General features: G+C 57.7%; 19 protein-coding genes and 3 pseudogenes. 7 read left to right on the top strand and 15 right to left on the bottom strand.

The features are described 5' to 3' along the window. Nucleotides 1-3: 3 nt before the first annotated feature. Nucleotides 4-276 (bottom strand): DUF6525 family protein, encoded by a 273-nt coding sequence (locus ACZ1HM_RS17235; protein WP_472743874.1) that lies wholly within the window; start codon nt 274-276, stop codon nt 4-6. Then, entirely contained in the window at nt 273-1,487 is a 1,215-nt protein-coding gene (locus ACZ1HM_RS17230; RefSeq protein ID WP_472743873.1) for a GTP-binding protein, read from the bottom strand. The genes ACZ1HM_RS17235 and ACZ1HM_RS17230 overlap by 4 nt, the downstream gene beginning before the upstream one ends. A 105-nt stretch (nt 1,488-1,592) precedes the next feature. Here ACZ1HM_RS17230 and ACZ1HM_RS17225 point away from each other — a divergent pair, with 105 nt between their 5' ends. Together ACZ1HM_RS17225 and ACZ1HM_RS17220 are read left to right on the top strand one after the other, a co-directional pair. After that, a complete protein-coding gene (locus ACZ1HM_RS17225) occupies nt 1,593-2,021 on the top strand; it encodes an RrF2 family transcriptional regulator (protein WP_472743872.1) in 429 nt (142 codons plus the stop codon). A 140-nt stretch (nt 2,022-2,161) separates the two neighbouring features. Then, nucleotides 2,162-2,446 (top strand): annotated as a pseudogene (locus ACZ1HM_RS17220) (tyrosine-type recombinase/integrase); the annotation flags it as partial. Nucleotides 2,447-2,730: 284 nt separating this feature from the next. On the opposite strand, the pseudogene ACZ1HM_RS17215 reads toward ACZ1HM_RS17220, so the two are convergent. The 9 genes and pseudogenes from ACZ1HM_RS17215 to ACZ1HM_RS17175 all read right to left on the bottom strand — a co-directional run bounded on the left by ACZ1HM_RS17215 (nt 2,731) and on the right by ACZ1HM_RS17175 (nt 13,330). Beyond that, nucleotides 2,731-4,775 (bottom strand): annotated as a pseudogene (locus ACZ1HM_RS17215) (oxidoreductase). A 16-nt stretch (nt 4,776-4,791) separates the two neighbouring features. Further along, the gene (locus ACZ1HM_RS17210; RefSeq protein WP_472743871.1) at nt 4,792-6,291 is read right to left on the bottom strand and encodes a M81 family metallopeptidase; all 1,500 of its coding nucleotides are present in this window, start codon (nt 6,289-6,291) and stop codon (nt 4,792-4,794) included. Between the two features lie 21 nt (nt 6,292-6,312). Continuing rightward, the gene (locus ACZ1HM_RS17205) at nt 6,313-6,984 is read right to left on the bottom strand and encodes an alpha/beta fold hydrolase (RefSeq protein WP_472744651.1); all 672 of its coding nucleotides are present in this window, start codon (nt 6,982-6,984) and stop codon (nt 6,313-6,315) included. A 188-nt stretch (nt 6,985-7,172) separates the two neighbouring features. Next, a complete protein-coding gene (locus tag ACZ1HM_RS17200; protein WP_472743870.1) occupies nt 7,173-8,171 on the bottom strand; it encodes an ABC transporter ATP-binding protein in 999 nt (332 codons plus the stop codon). Then, nucleotides 8,168-9,154 carry an ABC transporter ATP-binding protein gene (locus tag ACZ1HM_RS17195; RefSeq protein ID WP_472743869.1) on the bottom strand — a complete coding sequence of 329 codons (987 nt, stop codon included), beginning with the start codon at nt 9,152-9,154 and terminating at the stop codon, nt 8,168-8,170. Before ACZ1HM_RS17195 ends, ACZ1HM_RS17200 begins: the two co-directional genes overlap by 4 nt. A gap of 3 nt (nt 9,155-9,157) precedes the next feature. Continuing rightward, nucleotides 9,158-10,000 (bottom strand): ABC transporter permease, encoded by an 843-nt coding sequence (locus ACZ1HM_RS17190; RefSeq protein WP_472743868.1) that lies wholly within the window; start codon nt 9,998-10,000, stop codon nt 9,158-9,160. A gap of 16 nt (nt 10,001-10,016) precedes the next feature. Then, a complete protein-coding gene (locus ACZ1HM_RS17185; protein ID WP_472743867.1) occupies nt 10,017-10,961 on the bottom strand; it encodes an ABC transporter permease in 945 nt (314 codons plus the stop codon). 58 nt (nt 10,962-11,019) lie between these two features. Further along, nucleotides 11,020-12,579, bottom strand: coding sequence for an ABC transporter substrate-binding protein (locus ACZ1HM_RS17180; protein WP_472743866.1), 1,560 nt, complete (start codon nt 12,577-12,579; stop codon nt 11,020-11,022). A gap of 82 nt (nt 12,580-12,661) precedes the next feature. Further along, nucleotides 12,662-13,330, bottom strand: coding sequence for a helix-turn-helix domain-containing protein (locus ACZ1HM_RS17175; protein ID WP_472743865.1), 669 nt, complete (start codon nt 13,328-13,330; stop codon nt 12,662-12,664). Between the two features lie 182 nt (nt 13,331-13,512). Here ACZ1HM_RS17175 and ACZ1HM_RS17170 point away from each other — a divergent pair. Then, nucleotides 13,513-15,464: pseudogene (locus ACZ1HM_RS17170) on the top strand (CocE/NonD family hydrolase); the annotation flags it as partial. Nucleotides 15,465-15,607: 143 nt separating this feature from the next. Here the strand turns inward: ACZ1HM_RS17170 and ACZ1HM_RS17165 are convergent. Next, nucleotides 15,608-16,192 (bottom strand): hypothetical protein, encoded by a 585-nt coding sequence (locus ACZ1HM_RS17165; protein ID WP_472743864.1) that lies wholly within the window; start codon nt 16,190-16,192, stop codon nt 15,608-15,610. 81 nt (nt 16,193-16,273) lie between these two features. Between ACZ1HM_RS17165 and ACZ1HM_RS17160 the strand changes: the two genes are divergently transcribed. Then, nucleotides 16,274-16,729 carry a MarR family winged helix-turn-helix transcriptional regulator gene (locus ACZ1HM_RS17160; protein ID WP_472743863.1) on the top strand — a complete coding sequence of 152 codons (456 nt, stop codon included), beginning with the start codon at nt 16,274-16,276 and terminating at the stop codon, nt 16,727-16,729. Between the two features lie 205 nt (nt 16,730-16,934). Next, nucleotides 16,935-17,735 carry a GNAT family N-acetyltransferase gene (locus ACZ1HM_RS17155; RefSeq protein WP_472743862.1) on the top strand — a complete coding sequence of 267 codons (801 nt, stop codon included), beginning with the start codon at nt 16,935-16,937 and terminating at the stop codon, nt 17,733-17,735. Between the two features lie 732 nt (nt 17,736-18,467). Here the strand turns inward: ACZ1HM_RS17155 and ACZ1HM_RS17150 are convergent. After that, complete coding sequence (locus tag ACZ1HM_RS17150; protein ID WP_472743861.1) at nt 18,468-19,313, bottom strand: hypothetical protein; 846 nt, start codon at nt 19,311-19,313, stop codon at nt 18,468-18,470. Between the two features lie 165 nt (nt 19,314-19,478). On the opposite strand from ACZ1HM_RS17150, the gene ACZ1HM_RS17145 reads away from it, so the two are divergent. Next, nucleotides 19,479-20,126, top strand: a complete 648-nt coding sequence (locus ACZ1HM_RS17145) for a hypothetical protein (RefSeq protein ID WP_472743860.1) — start codon at nt 19,479-19,481, stop codon at nt 20,124-20,126. Nucleotides 20,127-20,174: 48 nt separating this feature from the next. Here ACZ1HM_RS17145 and ACZ1HM_RS17140 read toward each other — a convergent pair whose 3' ends face one another. Beyond that, nucleotides 20,175-20,351 (bottom strand): adenylate/guanylate cyclase domain-containing protein, encoded by a 177-nt coding sequence (locus tag ACZ1HM_RS17140; RefSeq protein WP_472743859.1) that lies wholly within the window; start codon nt 20,349-20,351, stop codon nt 20,175-20,177. A 676-nt stretch (nt 20,352-21,027) separates the two neighbouring features. Between ACZ1HM_RS17140 and terL the strand changes: the two genes are divergently transcribed. After that, on the top strand, nt 21,028-21,513 hold the full coding sequence (gene terL / locus ACZ1HM_RS17135; RefSeq protein ID WP_472744650.1) for a phage terminase large subunit: 486 nt from the start codon (nt 21,028-21,030) through the stop codon (nt 21,511-21,513). A gap of 342 nt (nt 21,514-21,855) precedes the next feature. On the opposite strand, the gene ACZ1HM_RS17130 is transcribed toward terL, so the two are convergent. After that, nucleotides 21,856-22,491, bottom strand: a complete 636-nt coding sequence (locus ACZ1HM_RS17130) for a TetR/AcrR family transcriptional regulator (protein WP_472743858.1) — start codon at nt 22,489-22,491, stop codon at nt 21,856-21,858. Nucleotides 22,492-22,527 lie beyond the last annotated feature (36 nt).

Raw genomic sequence — 22,527 nt, 5'->3', positions numbered from 1 at the left:
CCTTCAGGATAGGGTGTTGAGTCTAGAGAGTGTTGATTGCCGATCCCGCGCAAGGGTGTCCGCTTCGGCCTGAGAAAGTGACAAGAGCGCCTCAGCATCTGATAGACCGTTGGCGCGGGCCTTGGTCCAGATGCGGCGGACTGAGGTGGGCGACCATGGCAGGGCGGCTTGCGCCACCCACTGCCGTACCGATGCGGGCAAGCCGTCAAAAGCCTCCATAGGATTGCCGGTGCGCCGTTTACGGCGCAGGCTGCATTGCCCAAGGTTTTGGTTCATGCCGCATCCTCAACCCGTCGCCAGCCGGGAAACGGGTCGGGCATGTCCAGCGGCAACGCATCTGGCCCAGCCGCCAAAACTGCTGGAACCAGGCAGTCGTCAAGTTTGGTCTTTAGAGCACGCCAATCAATGCCCGCACCGATGAACACAAGCTCTTGCCGCCGGTCGCCCCAAGGCTCTACCCAGTGCTGCTGCATATACTCTTGAGCAGAGGCGTGCTCCGGCCAGCGCTCTTGAGGGACAGAGGCCCACCATGTGCCAATTGGCTTCACGCTGGAAAGCGACCCAGCCAGCGAAAACTCGGCAACCCACTCCGGGCGCGTGGCGATCCAGAAATGCCCCTTGGCGCGGATCACACCGGGCATATCGCCGTTCAGTACTGACAGGATTTTCTCGGGAATGAAGGGCTGACGCGCACGGTAGACGTAAGAGACTACACCATATTCTTCGGTTTCAGGCACATGGTCAGCGAAGCCGTACAATTCCTTGGCCCACATCGGGTGCTCATGCGCCTTGTCGAAGTCGAACAAGCCGGTGTCGAGAATCTTCTCCGCAGCGACCTCTGAGTGATTGGTCTCTATGATCTCAGCGTCGGCGTTGAGGCTGCGGACAATCTTGCGGGCAGCATCCAGTTGCGCATCGGTCGCATACGCAACTTTGTTAAGGATGACCACATCGGCAAATTCCATCTGATCCGTAAGAAGATGCACGAGCGTGCGTTCATCTTCATCACCCATGACTTCGCCGCGATCCCGCAGGAAATCGTGACTAGAGAAGTCGTTGAGAAGGTTCACCGCATCCACGACCGTCACCATCGTGTCGAGCCGCGCGACATCCGACAGACTGTCACCAAATTCATCTCTGAAATCGAAGGTCGCTGCGACCGGCAGAGGTTCTGAAATCCCCGTGCTTTCAATCAATAGATAGTCAAAACGCCGCTCTGCCGCCAACCGGCGGACTTCATCCAGCAAGTCATCGCGCAAGGTGCAACAGATGCAGCCGTTAGACATCTCAACCAGCGTCTCGTCGGTCCGGCTCAGCTCGGTGTCTGCACGCACAAGGTCCGCATCAATGTTCACCTCGGACATGTCGTTCACAATGACAGCGACCCGTCGCCCCTCGCGATTGTTGAGGACACGGTTCAGCAAGGTGGTCTTACCTGCGCCCAGAAATCCAGACAGAACGGTGACGGGGAGCCTTTTGTCTTGCATCTCTGATCTCCATCGCTTGCGGTGACAGTCACGCAACCTACGCAGTTACTAGACAAATGCAACTGCTAATGTTACGTATTGAATGAGCTAGGAGAAGAAGCGCGTATGAAGCGAAACAGCCGCCTGTCACTTGCCCTTCACACACTGAGCCACATGGCGGGTGAGCCCGACCGAGTGCGGACATCTGCCGATATCGCTGATCACGCCGGGACAAACCCTGTGGTGGTTCGTCGTGTTCTCGGAAAACTGCGCGAAGCTGGGCTTTTGTCCTCTGAGAAGGGCCACGCAGGCGGTTGGCGATTGGCCAAGTCAGCCGCCAGTATCACTTTGGCAGACGTCTATTTAGCACTCGATGAAAGGCTTGTCTCCGGTGCGGGCGGCGATGATGAACCTTCAACCTGCAGCGTGGAAACAGGCCTGCACGCCCGCGTTGCGGGCGTCCTCGATGACATCGAGGCAAGCCTCGTGGAACGTCTACGCGAAACCTCGATCACAGATGTACATCCTAAAAGTTGTAGTTATTGCTCAAGCTGAGAACTGAAATCGCCCGAGTTCAAAAAGACCGAACCATTCGCCCTTTGACGTCATCCGAAAGTTCGGCATCGCAACAATATTGCCAGTTCTCATGGTATGATTCAGCGACAGCGTCGGGTTGTCGTTGTGGAGGGCATGGCGGATCGGAGTACCTTTGGCCCGGACGCTTCCGTGAACGCCTGCACATCTCGACCCGACAATACGCGCGGATTGTCGGAGACTGGGTAACCTCGATCGGCCTTGAGGTAAGTGCGTATGGGACGCATTCGAAACGGCGAACCAAAGTAACCCAGATCTACAACAAGACAGGCAACTTGCGGGCCGTTCAGCTCTTACTGGGCCATACGAAAATGGACCGCACGGTTAGGTATCTTGGTGTCGAACTCGAAGATGCTCTGGCCATTGCCGAAGCCATTGAGATCTAGTGTATTTGGGCCGCCTTCGCGGGCGGCCCAAACCTACTGTTGGATTTGTCCCTACAATGCTGCGGCACTGTTGTCCAAAACGGACATTAACATGCGGGCGAAACTACCAGCGCTTTCGCTAACAGGATTTCGACCAGCAATGTCTCCCCGACAGAGGCAAAAGAGGCCCTTCACTACATTTCTCAGTAAAGCCGAAAGTTCAAAAAGCTGCCGGGCCGCTGGCGATCGAGGTGTGTGCCCCGTTTTAAGCGCGTGGAAACATACGCCGAAGGCCAGCGACGGCGCTAAAGATCTTTGACCAAACGCAGAGCGTCATAGATGGCGGCATGGGTATTGCGCGCTGAAACGGCGTCACCAATACGGAATAGCAAGAAATCGTTGCTTTTCGTTTGTCCAAAAGACTGCCGCGTTCCTGCAAGAAGCGCGTCATAATCAACAGCACCGGCATTTGCGCTGAACGGTTTGAGTTCAAAGTAAAGGTCATCAAGCGGCATTGTGCCGTAGTTCACGACGATCTGATCGTACTCTTTCTCCGTGATGTGATCACTGTAGTCAGTTCCGACGCGCGCGCGCAGACGGTTGCCAGACTGCGACACGCCCAACAGTCGACGCGCGACCGTAAATATCGCATCTTTCTCCTGAAGACTGCGCATGTAGGGTACGAGGTTCATTGCCATAATCTCTGGAGCAAAGGTGCGATCGGGCGTCATAACTTCGACGCGCAATCCTGCTGAGGTCGCGACCTCGGCCGCCTGCATTGCAGGATGATCACCGCTTTCGTCATAGATCAGAACATCGCCCTCAGGCTTTACATCGCCCGAAATGATATCCCATGCGGAGATGACATGCTTCGCCTCTTTGCCACTTTCAAACAGCTCTAGATTGGGCAGGCCGCCAGTTGCGATTATGACCACGTCGGGGTGTTCATTACGCACATCCTCGGCCTCGGCCCATGCATTGAAGTGAAAGGTCACATCGCGGGCCGCGCATTGCGCCATGCGCCAGTCGATAATGCCCATCATTTCACGGCGGCGCGGGTTTTGTGCGGTCAATCTGATCTGGCCGCCGGGGTCGGGCTGGACTTCGTAGACGACCACCTCGTGGCCGCGTTCTGAGGCGACGCGCGCAGCTTCCAGACCCGCAGGACCAGCCCCGACGATGACCACTTTGCGGCGCTCCGCAGCGGGCGTGATCACATGCGGCATGCTGAGTTCACGCCCCGTTGCCGCATTGTGGATGCAAAGCGCATCGCCCGCCTGATAGATGCGATCGAGACAGTAGGTCGCCCCCACGCAGGGTCGGATATCATCCTCGCGGCCCTCTTCGATCTTTCGCACGATGTGCGGGTCGGCCATATGGGCGCGTGTCATGCCCACCATATCGAGCTGCCCTGATTGCACCGCATGACGGGCGGTGGCCACATCGGGGATCCGCGCGGCGTGGAACGTTGGCATGCCGGTCGCTCGCCGGACCCTCCCTGCGAAATCCAGATGCGGCGCGCTTGGCATTCCCTGTACCGGGATAACATCCGTCATGGCGGGGTCGGTGTGGATGCGGCCCCGGATGATGTTGAGGAAATCGACCTGACCGGTGTCAGCCAGCCGTTTTGAAATCTCAATCCCTTCTTCTGCAGTGATCCCCCCTTCTGCGCTTCATCCGCCGTATAGCGGAATCCCACAATGAAATCGTCGCCAACGCGCTTGCGGATCGCGGCGAGAACATCGAGTGGGAAACGCAGGCGGTTTTCAAGGGTATCCGCGCCATAAGGCCCGCTGAGATCATTGGTCAAAGGCGACCAGAACTGATCCAGCAGATGGCCGTAGACCTGCAATTCGATCCCGTCCATGCCGCCGTCTTTCATCCGCTCAGTGGCATCCGCGAAATCGTTGATGATCCGGTCGATGTCCCAGTCCTCGATCAACTTGGGAAAGGCCCGGTGCGCGGGTTCGCGGTGCTTTGAGGAAGACACCGAGGGCAACCAATCGCCCTTGTTCCAGGCCGTGCGGCGGCCCAGATGCGTGAGCTGGATCATTACAGCGCAGCCATGTGCGTGGCACGCATCCGTCAGGTTGCGTATCCAGGGGACAACCTCATCCTTGTAGGCCAGCACGTTGTTGAAGACTGGAGGGCTGTCCTTGGAAACTGCAGCAGAGCCAGCGGTCATCGCCAGCGACACACCCGCCTTTGCGCGTTCCTCGTGGTAGGCCCGGTAGCGGTCCTTGGGCATCCCGTCCTCCGGATAGGCCGGTTCATGGCTGGTTGTCATGATCCGATTTTTCAACGTCAGATGTTTGAGTTGGAAAGGCTGCAAAAGCGGGTCTTTGGACATATCGGAACCTTGTATGTCAGGATGACTGAGGATCGGGTGCACGGGTCGCTGACGTGAGCCTGACCGAGCGTCTGAGCTTGGTAAAGGGGATCTCAGCCAACCGGCAGGGAAATTGCCCCGGCGCTGCCGTCAGCAGCGTCTGGGTCGCGATCTTATCGAAGTCCGCCCTGAAGTGCGCTGTGCTCTTGACGCAAACGATCCGCGCTTTTTCAGGGGCAAGCCCGAAGTGGCGGAAGAGTGCCAAATCCAAGCACTGATTGCGAATGCTTGTTACCACGATGCAGATGCTGGTCCCTTCCAGCCTAAGCGCCGCGGACGGGCCAAGTGTCGCGATCCCACCGCCGTACATTTCGCCGGTATAGGTGCAAAGCCCATCGCTAAGATGCACCACCCGGACGGTAGCGTGCAATGGGCTATCGCCTGGGCTGCGCCCGCCAATCCTGCCGGCAAAGCAGCCGCCGACTCCCGCGGCATGAGCTTGGCGCGCCAGCTCAGGGTCATGGATTAATCCCACAAATGCGTCGGGCGCGGATTGGGCGATCAACTCCCTCAACATGCCGGTTGTGTCAGAGGACGCCCCGGCCCCGGGATTATCCTGCACATCTGCAATGACGACGGTCCCCGTCTTGCTTGCCTCCATGGCCTTGGCGACAGAATCTATGGGGGAAAGCAGGTCGGTATCAAAAACTTCTTCAGCCTGTTTCAACCGGGCAAGCAAGCCGTCCGCGATACAGTCCGCTTCACTTTGCGTTGATGCATAGGCCAGCACCGAAGGGCCGTTATCGGCAATGTCCGCCGCCGTAAACCCGAGCGCCATTTCTGCCAGCTGTCCGGGCGGACCGTCGAATTCTGATAGGTTGTGATAAAGCGACTGCGCGGGTTCAGCACCGGTGTGCTGGGCATGCAAGGGGACCAAAAAGTCCGCCTGCCGCCATGCCTTTGCGGGCGGCCCCTCTTGCATAATGTGTTGCAGCATCGCGTGCGCTCGCGCCCCAGTGTCTGCCATGTCGAGATGGGGATATGTGCGATACACCGTGAAGACATCCGCCGCATCCATCATCGCTTGGGTCACGTTGGCGTGCAGATCGAGACTTGCCACCAGCGGGACGTCCGGCCCAATCAGTCTACGAAGCCGCGTCAACAATGCACCTTCACCGTCATCAAGACTTTGGGTGACCATCGCTCCATGCAGGTCAAGATAGACGGCATCGACGGCTCCCATCGCCTCTACCTCGCGCAGAATGCGACCAGCGATTGTCTCAAAGGCGTGATCACTGACCGAAGCCCCCGGTTCCGCCGAGCACCACAGGATCGGTTCGACCACTGTGCCGGGGATGGCACCTGCCGCCTTGATGAAGCCTGCAATGGGCAGGTTCATGCCTTGCGTGACCTCAATCACCTGGCTGCCACTTACCAACGCGGGCCAGCTGTCTGCCTGTTCAAAATCCGCAATCGTGGTCTCTCCCGCAACAAACGTGTTGGTTTCGTGTTGAAAGCCGGCGATTGCGATGCGCATCAGGGTTCGTTCCGCTTTGATTTAGGGCAACGCGGCGGCGAGGATTTCGCGCAGCTTGTCAGCTACAATCCCCGGCTTATGGCGCGTCATCGATACATGGCCCAAACCCGGTATCTCATGGAAGACCCCATGTGGTGCCAGATCGGAAACCACCTTGCACATCGAAGGGGCGGTCTGCACGTCTTCAGAAAACGCGATCACATGCATCGGCACTGGGCAGGTCTTGAGGCCCTCGCGGCAGTCGAATTCAAGACAAGCCTCCCACTGATCAATGGTGTCCTGGGGATCGCGGTCGCGGAAGCGTTCCGTGTAGGAGGCTTTGATTTGTTCCCACAGCTCAGGGACGTGCAGCGCCTTGGCCGGAAAGGCATAAACCGCATAGTGCGGTGCCAGAAAGTAGTCTGGCAGAACTATGCCATCCTTGCGCAGGTCAATTTCCGCCTGCATCCAGTCGCGGGTGAACCCGTCAATGTAGGCAGAGGTACCCATAGGGATAGCCAGCCGCACTTTGTCCGGAAAATCGATGGCGGTCTGCTGGGTTACAAGCCCGCCCAGCGACAGGCCGCAGACCACTGCCTGCCCCTCAGCAAAGGCGTCGATGACAGCCGCGCAATCGGCGGCATAATCCTCCATTGTCCAGGGGGCGGTGGCGCGGTGGTTAGCCCCGCGCCGCGCGGGTCGTAAGAAATACAGCGGTATTTGTCTGACAGCCGTGCGAACTGTTGGGAGTAAGCATCCGCCGTCTGATCGCCGCCGGGCACAAATACGACACTTGGGCCGGTCCCTTCCACTACCACGCGCATGGCCACGCCGTTGGCGGTTAGCGTATGGGTTTCGGTATCGGGTCCAAAGCTTGGAAAAACGGACATCGCGGGCGGTCCTTACGTTGCTGGTTCAGTCTGGGGAGGCGGACGCGCGCCGGGGGCTAGTGGAAAGTGGCAGGCCACGGCCCGAGATCCTTCGTGATAGCGCAGCGGGGCCTCCTCACTGCATTTGGCCTGCGCCCAAGGGCAGCGGGTATGAAATTCGCACCCTTTTGGTCTGGCCAGTAGCGAAGGTACTTCGGCGGGTAGTGATATCCGGTCGTGGGTCTTGTTGGGGTCTGGTTCAGGGTTCGCAGACAACAGCGCCGCTGTGTAGGGATGACGCGGCGCGCCAAAGACCTCTTCGGTCTTTCCTGCCTCCACAAAGCGGCCCAGGTACATCACCGCCGTCCAATCTGCCACGTGATGCACGACATGCAGGTTGTGGGTGATGATCATCATCGCAAGCCCCAGCCGTTCACGCAGATCATTGAGCAGGTTCAGCACCTCTCCCTGCACCGACACATCCAGCCCCGCGGTCGGTTCATCTGCGATGATCAGCGCCGGATCGAGCGCGATGGCACGCGCCACGCCCACACGCCGCGCCTGTCCGCCTGACAGCTGATGCGGGAAGCGGCTGGCAAAGTCGGTGGGCAGGCCTACCAACGACAACAGCCGTGCGGCCTCGTCACGCAGATTGCGGCCTTCGGCCCCGTGGATGCGGAACGGTTCAGTGACCAGATCGCCCACTGTCATACGAGGGGAAAGCGAGCCGACAGGGTCCTGAAACATCATCGACATGCGCTGCCGGATGGGCTTCATCGCGCGGCGGTCCAGCCCGTCGATACGCTGCCCTTCAAACATGATCGTCCCCTGGCTAGTCCCCTGCAAACCGTTCACGGCCCGCGCCAGCGTGGTCTTGCCCGACCCGCTTTCGCCCACAATCGCAAAGGTTTCGCCTCGGCGCACATCGAAACTGACACCGGCCACGCCCAGGATCGAACTGCGCCGCCCAAAGCCGCCAACGGGAAAGCTGACCTGCACGTCTTGGACGCTAAGGATGGGATCGTCGCTCATGCGGGAGCCTCCGTCTCAGCTGGAGTGGCGGCAACAAAGCAGCGCGCCACATGGCCACCCTGAACCTGTTTGTCCGGCGGCGGGCTGCCGCAGGCGTCGTGCACCCGGTGGCAGCGGTTAGCAAAAATGCACCCCGCTGGCCGTGCCCGCAGGTCGGGGATTTCGCCGGGAATGGTGGGCAGATTGCGTGTGCGCTCAGACTGCCGCGCCGGGTCACATTCCAGCAGGCGGGCCGTATAGGGATGGCGCGGATCGTTGAAGATTTGCTGCGTGCTGCCGCGTTCGACAACTTCGCCTGCGTACATCACCACAACATCGTCACAAAGCTCCGCGATCACGCCCAGGTGGTGCGAAATGAACATGACCGAACAACCAATCTGCTGTTGCAGGTCTTTCAGGAGCTCAATGGTTGTCACCTCCAGCGTAGCATCAAGCGCGGTTGTCGGCTCATCCGCAATGAGCAACGCAGGCTCCATCATGAGCGCCATGGCGATGGCGATGCGCTGTTTCATGCCGCCGGAAAACTGGTGCGGATAGCGCGCCAGCGCGGCCTGCGCGTCGGGGATGCGCACAAGCTCCAGCATTTCGGCCGCGCGTTTGGCTTTGTCCGCCTTCGACACGTCTGATCGGTATTGGATATTGATCATCTGCTGCCCGACTGAAATCACCGGGTTCAAAGCCCCCATCGGGTCTTGAAAAACCGTTGCAATCCGAGGACCGCGCAAATCGCGCATGCGCGATGGGGTAAGGCGGGTTAGGTCGTCAGTGTCTTGAAACAGGATGCTGCCGCTGTCGATCTTCCCATTGTCGGCTAGCAGGCCAAGGATGGCGTTGATCAGGGTGGACTTGCCGCAGCCGCTTTCGCCGACGATACCGACAATCCGGTTTTCCGGCACGTCGAAGCTGACGTTTTTCAAAGCGTGCAGCGGTCCGTCTTCGGTGGAAAAAGTGACGTTCAGGGCGTCGATGGCCAGCGTTTTCATGGCTCAGCGTCCTTTCAACCGCGGGTCAAAGACATCGCGCAACGTCTCGCCCAGAAAGGTAAAGCCCAGCGTCGTCAGGATGATCGGCACGCCCCCTGCGATGGCGATCCAGGCGGTATCGCGTATGGACGTAAAACCATCGTTCAGCATAGACCCCCAGGAGGGTGTGGGCGGGCGCACGCCAAGCCCCAAAAAGCTCATCCCCGCTTCGATCCCGATCACGACGGGAATGTCCATCGAAGCAAGGATCACCAGCGGGCCGATCACATTGGGCAGGATATGTACCCGCAGGATCCGGGCTGGCGATGCGCCCATGCTTTGCGCCGCCGTCACGTACTCGGAGTTCTTGAGCGCAATCGTCTGCGTTCGGATGATCCGCGCATAGCCCGGCACGGTTACAAGGATCACTACCACCATCACAGCGGTCAGTGAGGGGCCCATGATCGTCACCAGTGCAAGGGCCAGCATGACCGTGGGAAAGCTCTTCATCGCGTCAAAGAGCAGGATCATCAGGTTATCCAGCCAGCGCGGCCCGTAGCCCGCGATCAGCCCCAACACGATGCCAATGGCGAGCGAGGCGGCAGTGGACACTAGTGCTACAAACAGCGCGATCCGCCCGCCGTACAGCACCCGCGCAAACAAGTCACGGCCAAGTTGATCCGTACCCATCAGATGCTCAGCACTTGGTGCCTGAAAGCGGTCACGCGGGCTGATGCGCGTGGGATCATAGCTGGTCAGGAAATCGGCAAAGATTGCCCCGAAGACGACCAAGACCACCAGGAACAGACCCAGAGCGCCCAAAGGTTCGCGCAGGATCTTGCGGATCGGTCGCCACAGCTCGGTCATGCGGCTGGGTGGGGCTTTAGAAATTGCTTCTGACACGGGGGTCCAAGGCTCCGATAATGAGGTCCGCCAGAAGGTTCAGCAGGACAAAAAGAACGGTTGTGACCAGCACGGTGCCTGACACAACGGGGAAGTTGCGGGTGAGGATCGCGTCATATACCAGCTTGCCAACACCGGGGCGCGCAAAGACGATCTCGGCAAAGACGGCTGAAGACAGCATCTGCCCGATGCCCACACCCAGCAATGTCACGGTGGGCAGGATCGCGATGGACAGTGCATAGCGATAAGTGATCATCCGGTCCGGTAGGCCAAAGGCGCGGGCGGTGCGGATGTGACTGGCCTCCAGCACCTCCAACATGGACGCGCGGACCATACGGGCGATGTAGCCAACCCAGCCCAGCCCTACCGCCAACGAGGGCAAAATGAGGTGGACCAATTGATCACCCAGCTGCCCCGGCTCGCCTGCGCCGATGGCCGGTAGCCAGCGCAGCTGCACGGCAAAGATCAACAGTGCGTAGATAGCGATGACAAAGGAGGGCACGGCAATCACAGCGACCGATAGAATTCCGACAATACGGTCGGCCCAGCTGCCACGGCTAACCGCCGCCCAGCAACCCAGCGGGATGCCCAGCGCCACCGACCAGGTGATGCCGCCTGCGATCAGCGCCAGCGTGTAGGGCAGCTGCTCCAGCACCACCGTCAGCACTGGACGGCCTGACAGCACCTCATTGCCCAGATTACCGGTCCATGCGTTGGTGAAGAAGTTCCAGAATTGCGTGACAATGGACTGGTTGAGCCCCATCGCCTCGCGCAGGGCTTCGCGCATTTCCGGCGTGGCGCGGGGGCCGAGAGCCACCGCCGCCGGATCACCGGGGATCAGGTAGATCATGCAAAACAGGATGAACATCGCTACGGAGACGATCACCGCCGCAAGGCCCAACCTTTTGATGAAGTAAGTTAGCACAACCGCCCCTCCGGTTCAGTAATCAGGCGGCCCGGCATCGGGGCCGCCCTCTTTGGTCTTAGGTCGGTTTGAAGAGCGGCAGTAGCGGTTCCCCATTGGGTTTGAGGCCGGGATCAATAGTGTCCTTGTGAATCAGACCCACGACTTCATGCGTGAGGAAGACATAGGAGCCACTTTCGTCCATGAGACCTTGCATCTTCTTGTAGATCTCATCGCGCTTGGCGTTGTCGCTTTCGACCAGACCCTCTTCATGCAGAGCCTTGTATTCGGCATCATTAAACCGCTCCCAGTTCCATACACCTACCTGTTCGGGTGTGAACCAGACCGTTGCCCAGCTGGGATCCGGGTTCATGGAGAAGCGGCTAAGCACCAGCTGCAGGTTCATGAAGTAATCGCCATCTTTGGAGCCCAGCGTCCAGAAGGTGCCGGAGTCATTCTGCTTGATCTCGCAAGTGATGCCGACGTCCGCCAGATTGGCCTGGATGACCTGAGCCGCTGTAAGACGCTCGGACTGGTTCAGAATGTCGAGCGTGACAAAGAGGTTGGTCGCCCCGGCCTCTTCAAGCAGCGCGCGCGCTTTGTCGGGGTCGTAGTCGTAGGTGACCCCATCACGATTACCGGGCAGGCCCGGCGCGATGATGCCATTGGCGACGGACGCGGCCCCGAAGTAAGCGGCATCGACAACCGTTTCGCGGTCAATCGCGTGCTGGATCGCACGGCGGATGCGGATGTCTTTCAGCGCCTCGTTGTCCTGATTGATGCCCAGCCAGACGTAGGCGAGCGACGGCTTTTCTTCCACCACGGAGCCTGCAGGCGGGTTTTCCTTCAGTCGCGGCAGGGAGGACACTGCCGTCCAGGTGTAGTCCAGATCGCCAGCTTCAAAACCCAACTCGGCTGTTGCCGGGTCTTCGATAGGCAGGATGTGGATTTCCTCAAACCCGCCGGCTTCATAGGCCCATTCGGGGTTGCGCTTGAGCACGGTCTTTTGCTTGGGCACCCATTCGTCAAGCAGGTAGGGTCCGGACTGCGCCACGGCTTCGGTACCGATCTTGCCGCCCAGTTCTTCCACCGCCTTTTGCGAAACCACGCAAGATGCCGCAGTGGGCAGGGTGGTGGTCCAAAGCGGCACGAACTTGTTCTTGAGGTGGATAAGGCCCGACAGCTTGTCCTTGACCTCGACCTCTTTCAGCGCACTCCAATCGCCCGCATAGGGACTTTCATTGGCCGGATCGACAATCCGTTCGATGGAAAACTTCACGTCCTCCGCCGTCATCTGACCGTAACCATCGGTAAACCCGATATTGTCACGCAGGGTGAAAGCGACGGTCAGGTCATCCAACTGTTCGATGGACGAAACGGCCACAGGCCGCCAACCCCACTGATCGCCCGGCGTGTTGTCCACCAGCGGGGCGAAGATTGATTTGATGATGTCCGCCTCTGGCAGCGACAGCCAGAAGGCCGGGTCTAGGATTTGAATGTCGCTGTAGGACCGGACGGTCAGGACGGTGCCATCCTGACTGATCGCCATGTTCGGAAATGCCAAACTGGCCGCACCAAAGGCACTGGCACCTGCCAGAACAGACCGCCGAGAGACGTCCTTTTTGAAGATTGAACTCATGAGCTTACTCCCTAATTGTGTGACGGACGTGATCCGTGCAGTATGAGGCGGGCGTGATCCCGCAGATCGGAAATGGCGGCTGTTAACCGCTCTTTTTTGTAGTGGTCTTGGGCTTTTGGGCCGAAGCAGTCCGCTCGAGAAATTCAGGAATGATCACGGGTGAGTTGACCCAAAGAAGCCGCGCGGGCTGATCACTGACGTTGCGGGCGTTGTGCACGATGTGGCCCGGAAAGCTAAAGCTGTCGCCCGCCTGAAGGGTGATCACTTCGTCGTCCAATGTCAGCTCAAACTCGCCATCCAGTACCAGCCCGTGCATCTCACCATCGCGGGTGAAAAGGGGTGTCACGATTTCAGTTGAATGAGGGCTGTAGTCTGAGACGCCCATATAAAAACCGCCGCCAATCGAACTGGAGAGCAGTTGGTCGGAATACCCCGATTGCTCCATCGGTTCCTGATAAAGAAGGCTGAGGTTGCGGCGGTTCTGTTTGCGCACAACATAGGACCGTTCCATCGGGCCGGATCCGGGACGTCGGTTGAAAAACCACTCCTCCGGCACGGCAAGTGAGTTGGCAATGCTGGTGATCTTGCGCAGCGAGGCGCTGACAGTACCGCGTTCAATGGCGCTGAGGTGGCTGACCGATATGCCGCTGGCTGCGGCAAGTTCGGCCAGCGTCAACTCACGCGCTTTGCGCAACTGCCGCACTTCGGCTCCGAAGGCCGTCAAGGCCTCTGTCGAGGTGGCCCTGGCCACTTTTGAACCCCTGCTGTCAGCCACGAATCCCCATTCCGCTAAATAATTTCAAAGGAAAGCTATCAGTAGTTTTTCACAAAACAAGAAAAATGAGTCAAAATTATTGTATAAACGCAGTCGATCTGCCAAATTCCAGATACTAAGGGGAGGATCTGGCAGTGAATACTCGGCAGGCGCGCGCCACATTCTCTGTGGTCGAGACAGACCATCTCTGGATCAAAATGTCCGATGGAACACGGCTGGCGGCCCGTCTCTGGCGACCCGAGACGACAGATCCGGTGCCCGCCATTTTGGAATACATCCCCTATCGCAAGACCGATATGGTGCGCGCCCGCGATGAGCGGAACCATCCGTTTCTGGCCACCCATGGCTATGCCGCCATCCGCGTCGACATGCGCGGCTCAGGCGACAGCGAAGGCCACATGCCCGATATGTATGCCCCGAACGAGTTGGCAGATGCCCGAGAGGTGATCAACTGGCTGGCGGCTCAGCCCTGGTGCAACGGGCGGGTCGGCATGTTTGGCACATCCTGGGGGGTACTGCGTCTTTGCAGGCCAGCGTCAAGGCACCGGCCGCTTTGAAGGCGGTCATCGCAGTCTGCGCGACCCACGACAGGTTCGAAGACGATATCCACTATATGGGCGGTTGCGTGCTGACCGACACCTTTGAATGGGGGGCAACCTTGCCTTCTATCCTTGGCGCGCCCCCCACGCCGAATGTGGGAGAGGAGTGGATGGAGCTCTGGCGTCAGCGGCTTGCGATGCTCAGCTGCCCTGTCGAAAACTGGCTCCGGGCAGACGAGCGTGGTTCGTTTTGGCGGCACGGTTCGGTCATTCATGAGGCGCAAGATCTCTGCGTGCCCATCCTTTCCGTCGGAGGTTGGAGTGACCGATATTCGAATTCCGTCATGGCACTGGTGAATGCTCGCCCTGATCTTGTCTGGGGCGTCGTTGGTCCTTGGGGGCACCACTATCCCGACCACGGCGTCCCGGGGCCTGCCATCGGGTTCCAGCAGATGGCGCTCGACTGGTGGGATCACTGGCTTGGCACAAAAGAACCCAAACAGCCGAAGTGGCCCCGTCTGCGGGCCTGGCTGCGCGAGTTTGAAAAGCCACAAGACGCTCTCCCGCAACGCAAAGGCCACTGGATTCAAAGCGGCCCACCCAAGCAAGAGACAGAGCCAACCGGCTTTGCGTTTGGCGAACACCTCCTAGGCCCTGAACAGGGCGGATGGCAGGTGCCGTCCAACCCGGTCATCGGCACGACTTCTGGCGACACCGGTTACTTTGGGCGCACCGGAGGGCTTCCCTTGGATCAACAGGAAGATGACGATTTGTCATTGGTCTTTGAAACAGAGCCCGTTGAAAAGGACATGGTGATCTACGGCGCGCCGACACTGACACTCAAGGGCCACACCAGTACCGGCAAGGGCAACATAGCTGCGCGGCTCAATGACGTCTCAGCAACCGGAGAAGTTCAGCGTATTGCCTATGGTGTAAGGAACCTAGCTCTCGATAAACACCTGGACAGGCCGGTGAGGTCTGACCAGGCTGGTGGCTTCGCTGTCGATATCGCGCTGCACAGTACGGCCTATCTCGTTCGAAAAGGCCACCGGCTGCGACTGGCACTGTCACAGACCATGTGGCCGCTTGTACTAAGTGAGGCAAAGGCAGGCGAAATCGCATTGCACGCGGGCAACTTGGTCCTCCCCCACCTTAAGACCCCTCCTTCACCTTTGACTGTCCCGTTTGCGGCAGCACCGGATTTGCCCGCTAAAAAGTCACACCAGACGCTCGAAAACCCGCCCTTGAAGCGTTGGCATGCAAAGGACGCTACGGCAAAAGAAATGGGCTGGTATCAGCCAAATACTGAGGTTCACTACGACGTGACAGGAACCACTTTTGCTTTCGAAACACGCATGAAGCACCGTCTTGAAGCCGCCGAGGAGCCGGTACAGGTAACCGAGGTATCCCACGAGATGCGCTTCGACCGTCCAGATGGCCGGGCTGTCGTTGCAACGACACTCGAAAGCCGCAAGTGCGCGACGGAATGGACCGTCAAAGTTAGCTTCTCCGCTTGCTGGCAAGAGAACGAAGTCGCCGCATTGGAATGGTTCTTTGAACCGCATTTGTGACAAAAGGCAGCAATGCCCCTGTCTGGAAAGCAGAAAAAAGATCCGTCGACCACAAAGTCTGCTTTGGGACCATAGGTCAAAAGATCATGCACCCGGGGCGAAAGTCCGGTTTCCGCCCTTTATGCTCATATGGCATCTTGCTATCACCCGTCGCTTGCGTTGACCGCAGCCGCAAATCGAGACAAACCACCAGTGATGTAGCTTTCTATTTCCGGCATGCTCCGGCGTACGATCTGCCGTGTGACGAAGTTTTTGGGTAGCACATTGTACGTCCATTCGAACTGTGCACCGTCTTCAGTTGCGATGAATCTCTGTTCGCCCACCACTTGCTCCACGCCGCGGCCTGTTGCGTTGGTAAAAATGAAAAGTTGGTACTTGAAGAAGTCGGCGCGGTTCTCGACCACCCGCTCGATGATGTAATGCCCATCTGCAAGCTTCAGGCGGCGTGTTGCGTTTGGCTCGGGCCAAGTTCCACGGATGATCTCCGTCTCAACCGGATTGGAGATGTTCTTCGTTGGCTCAAGGAATGTAATGAGCGGCTGTTCTTCCATGAATTTTCGCAGTTCTGGAACGGTTAGGCTGACCTCCTCCTCGGCATAGGCCGTCAGGAAGCCAGTTGTTGCGACGGGTGGCGGCGCTCTCCATTCGGGTGGCGAAGTCGGCGGTGCGCTGGCTGAACAGGCTGCGAGCAAAACGGTGAGTGACATTGCTGCAATTATCTTGTGCATGTTTATCTCCTTGGTATCATAATACGTACTCCGTCCTATTTGATACGGACTACGTATTATTCAAGGAGGGTCACCTCAAAAATGTCAGTTGAAGAACTCGCTGATGACCTGGCAGGTCACGTCGGTGTCCTGATGAAGGCCTTCCTGGTCTCAAACCGCCAAGGCGCGCCGGCCGAAGGCAAACTCCCCTTTAACCCCCTATATTTTAATTTGCTGAAACTGCTCCGCGCGGCTGGTAGAGCAACGCCGTCCGAAATCGCTGAAACGCTGATCGTGCCCAGAACAACCGTTTCGACGGCCATCAAAGCTCTTCTGAAAAGAGATTTGTTAAAGACCGCCCCAAGCAAAAGTGATGGGCGATCCATCGAGGTTTCCCTCTCGGAGGCTGGCAACGAAGCTGTTGAGGCGATTTTGCGTCAGGACTTTCGGAATTCAATGGCCATGTTGCTGGCCCTGAATGAGGAGGACCGAGAACAATTCGTGGCCTCCTTCCAAAAAATTGCGTTGTTTATCGAACGTTCAGGATCCGAAACCTGACATTCGAGAGCTCTGCAGCATTCGGAACTCTGGGCTCCGTTGCCGCCATTTGCTGGATTGTCACCAAAGTCTGCTAGGAGCTACTCTGGCAGGAATGTCGAACCTGGTCATGTCCACTCGATAAGAAAGAAACCTCGTCAACTTGCAAGTCGAGCAGAGACCCGTTCTTTGCATTTGTACGCATCACGGAGGGATGAAACCAAAAATGGCACGGATTACTTCGTTTGCCGGATCAGGTTTTGACCTAGATGCTCTGCATCGCGCCATGCTTGCCGCATTTTCTGACTATATCGTCCCTTTGCAACCAGACAGAGACACGTTCAAAGCCGCGCTGAGCGCGAGAGGTTTTGACCCCGAGGCGTCTTTTGTCGCCGTCGACGATGATGAAGTCATCGGGTTTTGGAACGTCGCGACGCGTGGCCCTAAACGGTATCTGATCGGTAGCGGAACTCGGATTGGCCATAGAGGCCGGGGATTGGCGTCCCGTTTGGGCATGGCGGCGATATGTACGGCAGAGAATGTCGGAATCGAGAGCTTTTGGCTCGAAGTCATCGAGGGGAACACAGGCGCTGAACGTCTCTATCGGAAGCTCGGGTTCGATGTGACAAGAAAGCTCAACTGCTATCGGTTTAGTCATCCATCTCCTGATCGGTCCTCATGCGAACTGTCGGATTTTGGCACCGTTGAGAATGTCATTCAGCGGTATTTGACCTGGGAGCCTACTTGGCAAAACGCCACGGAAACCATTTCCGGCTCACAGCTGACGTCCTTCCTGCATGAAAAAGGTGGAGCGATCATCGGCGTAGGTGGCCTCGTGCATCAGATTGCCGCCAGCGAACCCTCGGCTTTGGAAGACCTCCTCGCTGCGGCAGCCACGATCGGCTCGCTGACATTGGTCAATGTCGACTCCGACGACATCGCGTTGTGCTCCCTTTTGCAGGAGCTTGGGGCTCACCGCTTCATCGTTCAGTCTGAAATGCGCCTGTTGTTGCCAATCGTCTCGTAGCGGACGTTCGAACCCGGCGCAGCATTCGTCAACATAGGATTCAAACCGACCTCGAATGCGGCGCAGCAATCCATCTTGCGATGCCTAGACCACCGCCAATCACGGCCCACAGCTGTCACTAGATCAATTGCAGCAGGACGACCTATCAGCCGAAATTTGCGTCAGACAACTTACAGATTGGCGCTAGAGCGCCGACCCCTCCACCACCACCTCTGAGAAATCCGACCACCGATGCACATCCAGGGGGCTAGACGGCCACGGATCCTCTATCTCATTTGGTCATGCCGTCTCCTAGGACCATGAAGGCCGGCCTTAGCTAGGTGGTTCGGAGAGCCTCTCGGGTTGGGGCCTCTTCCTTTTTCTTGCCCCCCTGTCTCTTCGCTTCCATTACTCATACCTATTTCAAGTATGGTCTAAGCCTACCACTGCAATGGCCGACAGCACGATCAGGGGCATTTTGGGGTGGCATTTCTGGCCCGAGAGCATCACTCAGGCGCATCAATGATCATGTAAGGAAGAAGTGGCTGGGATGGTAGGAGACCGTGTCGCCCCACGGGTTCATTAGAATTCCCCAACTAGCTTCCAGAAGTGGGGCAGTTCGGGAGTCTCGGGAGTCCGGTTGCTCACCTATGGACTGCGCGGCCACGGCTTCTACAGATCGCTACTACAGCCCGAGCCACCCCTGATGAAAAAAGCAAAGTGGGCGACCCCGGCCAGATCAACCAGCCGAGGTCACCTAGTCTTCCCAGAGCCCGTCCCAACGATCCCGAACTCCATCAACAGCCGCTCCCCAACCGTCACCCACTGTCTCCTGTCCCTTGCGCAACGCGTCTCCGGCGGCTTCTCCCGCCCACTCCACGGCGTTTCCGGCGGTCTCCAGCCCGGTGCTCCGGGTCTCCCGGAACTCAGGTAACTCAGGAACGTATTGCTGCACCTCCTCCCAGGCCTCTCCCGGCGCTGACCGCACCTTGGCCCAGACCTCTTCCCGGGTGGGGGCTTCATCCCGCAGACCCGCTGCTCCTCCTCGGACACGTCCAAGTTGGGGTTCAGCGCCACCTCCAGCGCCCGCAGGTCCTTCAGGTTATCGCAGCCGTCCTTCAGCTCGTAGCCCGTGACCGCCACTCCGACACCAACGCCCACGAAGGGAATACTGCTGGCGAACAGCGACGAGACGTTTCTGGTGGCGGCCACTGTGGTCCTCCGGGACAGCCGACCAACCGTGTCACTCACCGCTTCGCTGAGTTGTTTCTGTGAGCCACGATACTGGACGGTGGGATCCTTCAAGGTCGTGATCGTCTTCTCCTTGAGTGCAACTTCGTTTTTCAACTTGGTGATCCGGCGATCCCGGGCATCAAGGTCGGTCGTTAGCGAGGCGACCTTTGCCTTGGAGGTCTTTAGCTGACCATCCAGATCAGCGTTCTTCGCAGTCAGGGACGAAATCACCGACCGTGTTCCCGTGACCGCATCGAAGACAGAGCTGACCACCGTGGCAACAGCGCTGAAGGCGAGCGTCGCAACGTTCAGGCTGAGCGATAGAGCAAGGCAGAGAGCCAGGATTAGAGTACCGATACGTTTCATTTCTTTCTCCGTTTTCGACCCACCGGCCCTGTTGTTGAATCGAGTTCGTTATGCCCGATCTATTCCACTCCAACCTGCGTAGTTTCGAAGCGGCAAGCGGCAGCCGCTGAAAGCAGGATCTGCGGCAAGGGTTGACTGGATAACCTTACCACTCAACAAAAGGTAATGTCCTACAGAACTTATATTGCCGCCAGTAGAGCTGCCTACATTGCTGGGATCGAAGCAGGGATTTCGCCGCAGGAGCTTCGAGCTCACACTGGTGTAATTGGTGAAGCCTTCGTTGCCGATCATTTGGGTGTGAGACTATCAGCCAAGAACAATCAACACGGCAATGACCTGACCGACTCCAATGGGCTGAGGGTCTCCGTCAAAACAATCACTACTTCAACCCATATCTCTTTGAACGCCAACACTCTCGATAAAGTGGATAGAATAATAGTTGTCTGGATTGGTACAGAAGCTGACGAGCTAGATGTTGAGATTGTTTACGACAAGAGCGCCGAGGATTTCTTGGCCGAAGCAGTTGTTTACCGAAGCACTTTGCGTTTGGCCCGTGGAGCCATGACCTTCCCTCAACGGATTGCGGGACCGGCTGCCTTCGATGTTGGTGCTGTTATTGACACTTACAACGACGGGTTGATCGAATACCGGAAGCACGCCAGCGGATCGTTCACAGTCCTCGTTGACGGTACCGCTCAGCCTGCCTTTCAACATCTCCGACTGCTCAGAGACAGGTTAGGCCTGGAGAAGAAGAGGAACGACACCACAAGGTCGATGGGGACACAGATCTTTAACAAACTGGGACAGTCCTAACCCTGCTCACCCTAGAAAACTCCTTTTGACCAAGCATAAACAGCCATTTTAGCTGGTCGTCACTTTGCCGGTGAGCCACCAAATTTCCACTTCGCCCATGCCCTTAACGGTAACAGCCCCGCGCTCTTCGAACAAATAATCCTCGCCTAGCTCTTTATAGGCTGGACCTGTAACCTGGATGCGACCTGGCTCACCGTGGCTTTCCCTGCTTGGCTCCTTTGTCATACCCCGCATCAAAGGATTGTCGCTGTGTCATATGCGGAGGCGCTTGCTGACAAACTTGCTCTGGACTGTCTGAAGGTACTCGAGGCGCGATGGTATCGCGAGGCTTTTCCAATGCAGCGTATTGCTAGGAGCTGCTCAGCGCGATCCGATTTTGAGACGGCCAGGGGCGGGGGAGATTCTCGACATCCGTCGGCGGCGCACTGACGGGCAGAGGGGGTGATATCATCATCATCGATGACCCACACAAACCCGAAGACGCAGTATCGCAGCTCAAGCGAAGCGCAGTACTTGACTGGTACCAATCCACCTTGCTGAGCCGCCTCAATGACCCCTGACAGGACCAATCGTTTTGATTCAACAACGTCTGCATGAAGCGGACTTAGCGGGCACTTTGTTAGAACAAGGAGGATGGTTCCACCTCGACTTACCTGCGATTGCCGAGGAGCCAGCTGAGGTTGACCTTGGGCGGCGTGGGCGAGTGCAAAGAAGGGAAGGGGACGTCTTACACCCTGAACGTCTACCCCGGGATTTGTTGGAGCGACGCCGGGCTGAACTCGGCTCTTATGTGTTTGCGGCTCAGTACCAGCAACGCCCGGCACCGCTAGGTGGGGGGCTCATTAAGTGGTATTAGTTCCAGACCTACGATCACCATCCACGTAAGACGCCGAAAGATCGTATCGTACAAAGCTGGGATGCCGCGTCCAAGGCTGAAGAGAGCAATGACTACTCTGTATGCACGACATGGTTGGTCAGGGGCGGTTCTGCGTGGTTAATTGACCTTTATAGAGCAAAGCTGGAGTTTCCTGCACTTCGTCGGCAGATCGAACGCCGGGCTCAGAAACATGACGCCAAGTTCGTTCTTATTGAGGAAGCGGGATCTGGCATTCAGCTCATCCAAGATCTCAAATCCAGCACCCGCCTTTCCGTCAAAGGGATTATCCCAAAGGATGACAAAGCAACGCGTATACTTGGCGTCTCGCACATGATCGAAGCGGGCAGGATTGCAGTTCCAGCTTCAGCGCCTTGGCGCGCAGACTTCCAGCGAGAAGTAACTCTGTTTCCCTCTGGCATGCATGACGATCAGGTCGACAGCCTGTCACAGTTCCTGAAGTGGTTTGCCCGCCCTGCGCGAAAGACAAAGGTGGGACCGCTGCCATTTTGAACAGGTTAGCCGGTGGTTTGAATACATGCTGCAAGCGCTGGTTCTGAGAGAACAAGCCCAGGCAGTGCTTTGCATGACAAACCTCCGGCTTAAGTCCTCGAGTGCCAGGGCCGCTTTGCAGACTTCGCATCTAAGCAATGAGGTTACACGATTGAAATCTGGTTTGGGCCGTTTGCAGGCCTTGTACCTGTTTGCAGCGAACGGCCGGTTCCAGTCCATGGCGACCTCGAGTGTTTATTCAGCAATCGAGGGACGGGCGGAGGGCGGATGTTCGCGGCTTTGCGGTGATGATCTCTGGCACTCTTCGAAGCAGAAGTTCGAAGCCCTAGCCCCAGTTCGCGTTCAAGTTTGCAATTCAGGAATAATGTCCAAGATGCTAGCCTTAAGCATCTCGTCTTTCTTGAAGCGGTTTGCTGTTAAGAGTTGTGCATAGCCATGCACCAGGCTCCAGACAAACATTTGTTGGCGGGCTTCATTCTGATTGGCGTCGTCGGAAAAATGTCCGAAGTCTTGAGCGATATCGGCCAGAATGACGAAACATGCTCCAACCGACGTTATGAGGTGTGGATCGTTTGACGATACCCGGTCCCGCGCGAACATCAGCTCATAAAGGGCGGGATGATCCTGCGCGAAAGCAACATAGCCGAGCAGCGCTGCCTTCCGGCGGCCATCGCGGTCAGCCGCCTCATCCAAGTTACCCCGCATATAGGTTTCCAATTCCGCGTAGCCCTGTGCCGCGAGAGCGGTCAGGAGAGCGGCTTTGTTTGCAAAGTGATTTTGCGGCGCGGTCGCGCTCACGCCGACGGCCTTGGCGCATTTGCGTAAGGATAGGTCACTGTGGCCTTCTGTTTCGAGCAAGCGGCGTGCCGCTGATAACAGCGCGTCCCTGAGATTGCCGTGGTGGTATGTCTTGGCGTCTTTTGCTGCTTCCATATGTGCAATGTAAACTTCTTCTTGACGAGAGTACAAGTTGATCAATATATGTGCACTGCAAATATACAGTGCGCATATGAG

Source organism: Sulfitobacter sp. GN1-4 (assembly GCF_055693825.1).
The sequence above is the reverse complement of the archived record's forward strand: the minus strand, read 5'-3'. Positions and strand labels throughout refer to the sequence as shown.

Bases quoted from the DNA above. Each gene is read 5' to 3' on its own strand.
- ACZ1HM_RS17230 (WP_472743873.1), bottom strand. From the start codon at position 1,487: ATGCAAGACAAAAGGCTCCCCGTCACCGTTCTGTCTGGATTTCTGGGC.
- ACZ1HM_RS17195 (WP_472743869.1), bottom strand. From the start codon at position 9,154: ATGAAAACGCTGGCCATCGACGCCCTGAACGTCACTTTTTCCACCGAA.
- ACZ1HM_RS17180 (WP_472743866.1), bottom strand. From the start codon at position 12,579: ATGAGTTCAATCTTCAAAAAGGACGTCTCTCGGCGGTCTGTTCTGGCA.
- ACZ1HM_RS17140 (WP_472743859.1), bottom strand. From the start codon at position 20,351: ATGACAAAGGAGCCAAGCAGGGAAAGCCACGGTGAGCCAGGTCGCATC.
- ACZ1HM_RS17160 (WP_472743863.1), top strand. From the start codon at position 16,274: ATGTCAGTTGAAGAACTCGCTGATGACCTGGCAGGTCACGTCGGTGTC.
- ACZ1HM_RS17235 (WP_472743874.1), bottom strand. From the start codon at position 276: ATGAACCAAAACCTTGGGCAATGCAGCCTGCGCCGTAAACGGCGCACC.
- ACZ1HM_RS17200 (WP_472743870.1), bottom strand. From the start codon at position 8,171: ATGAGCGACGATCCCATCCTTAGCGTCCAAGACGTGCAGGTCAGCTTT.
- ACZ1HM_RS17210 (WP_472743871.1), bottom strand. From the start codon at position 6,291: ATGCGCATCGCAATCGCCGGCTTTCAACACGAAACCAACACGTTTGTT.
- ACZ1HM_RS17190 (WP_472743868.1), bottom strand. From the start codon at position 10,000: ATGACCGAGCTGTGGCGACCGATCCGCAAGATCCTGCGCGAACCTTTG.
- ACZ1HM_RS17165 (WP_472743864.1), bottom strand. From the start codon at position 16,192: ATGCACAAGATAATTGCAGCAATGTCACTCACCGTTTTGCTCGCAGCC.
- ACZ1HM_RS17225 (WP_472743872.1), top strand. From the start codon at position 1,593: ATGAAGCGAAACAGCCGCCTGTCACTTGCCCTTCACACACTGAGCCAC.
- ACZ1HM_RS17145 (WP_472743860.1), top strand. From the start codon at position 19,479: ATGTCCTACAGAACTTATATTGCCGCCAGTAGAGCTGCCTACATTGCT.
- ACZ1HM_RS17155 (WP_472743862.1), top strand. From the start codon at position 16,935: ATGGCACGGATTACTTCGTTTGCCGGATCAGGTTTTGACCTAGATGCT.
- ACZ1HM_RS17150 (WP_472743861.1), bottom strand. From the start codon at position 19,313: ATGAAACGTATCGGTACTCTAATCCTGGCTCTCTGCCTTGCTCTATCG.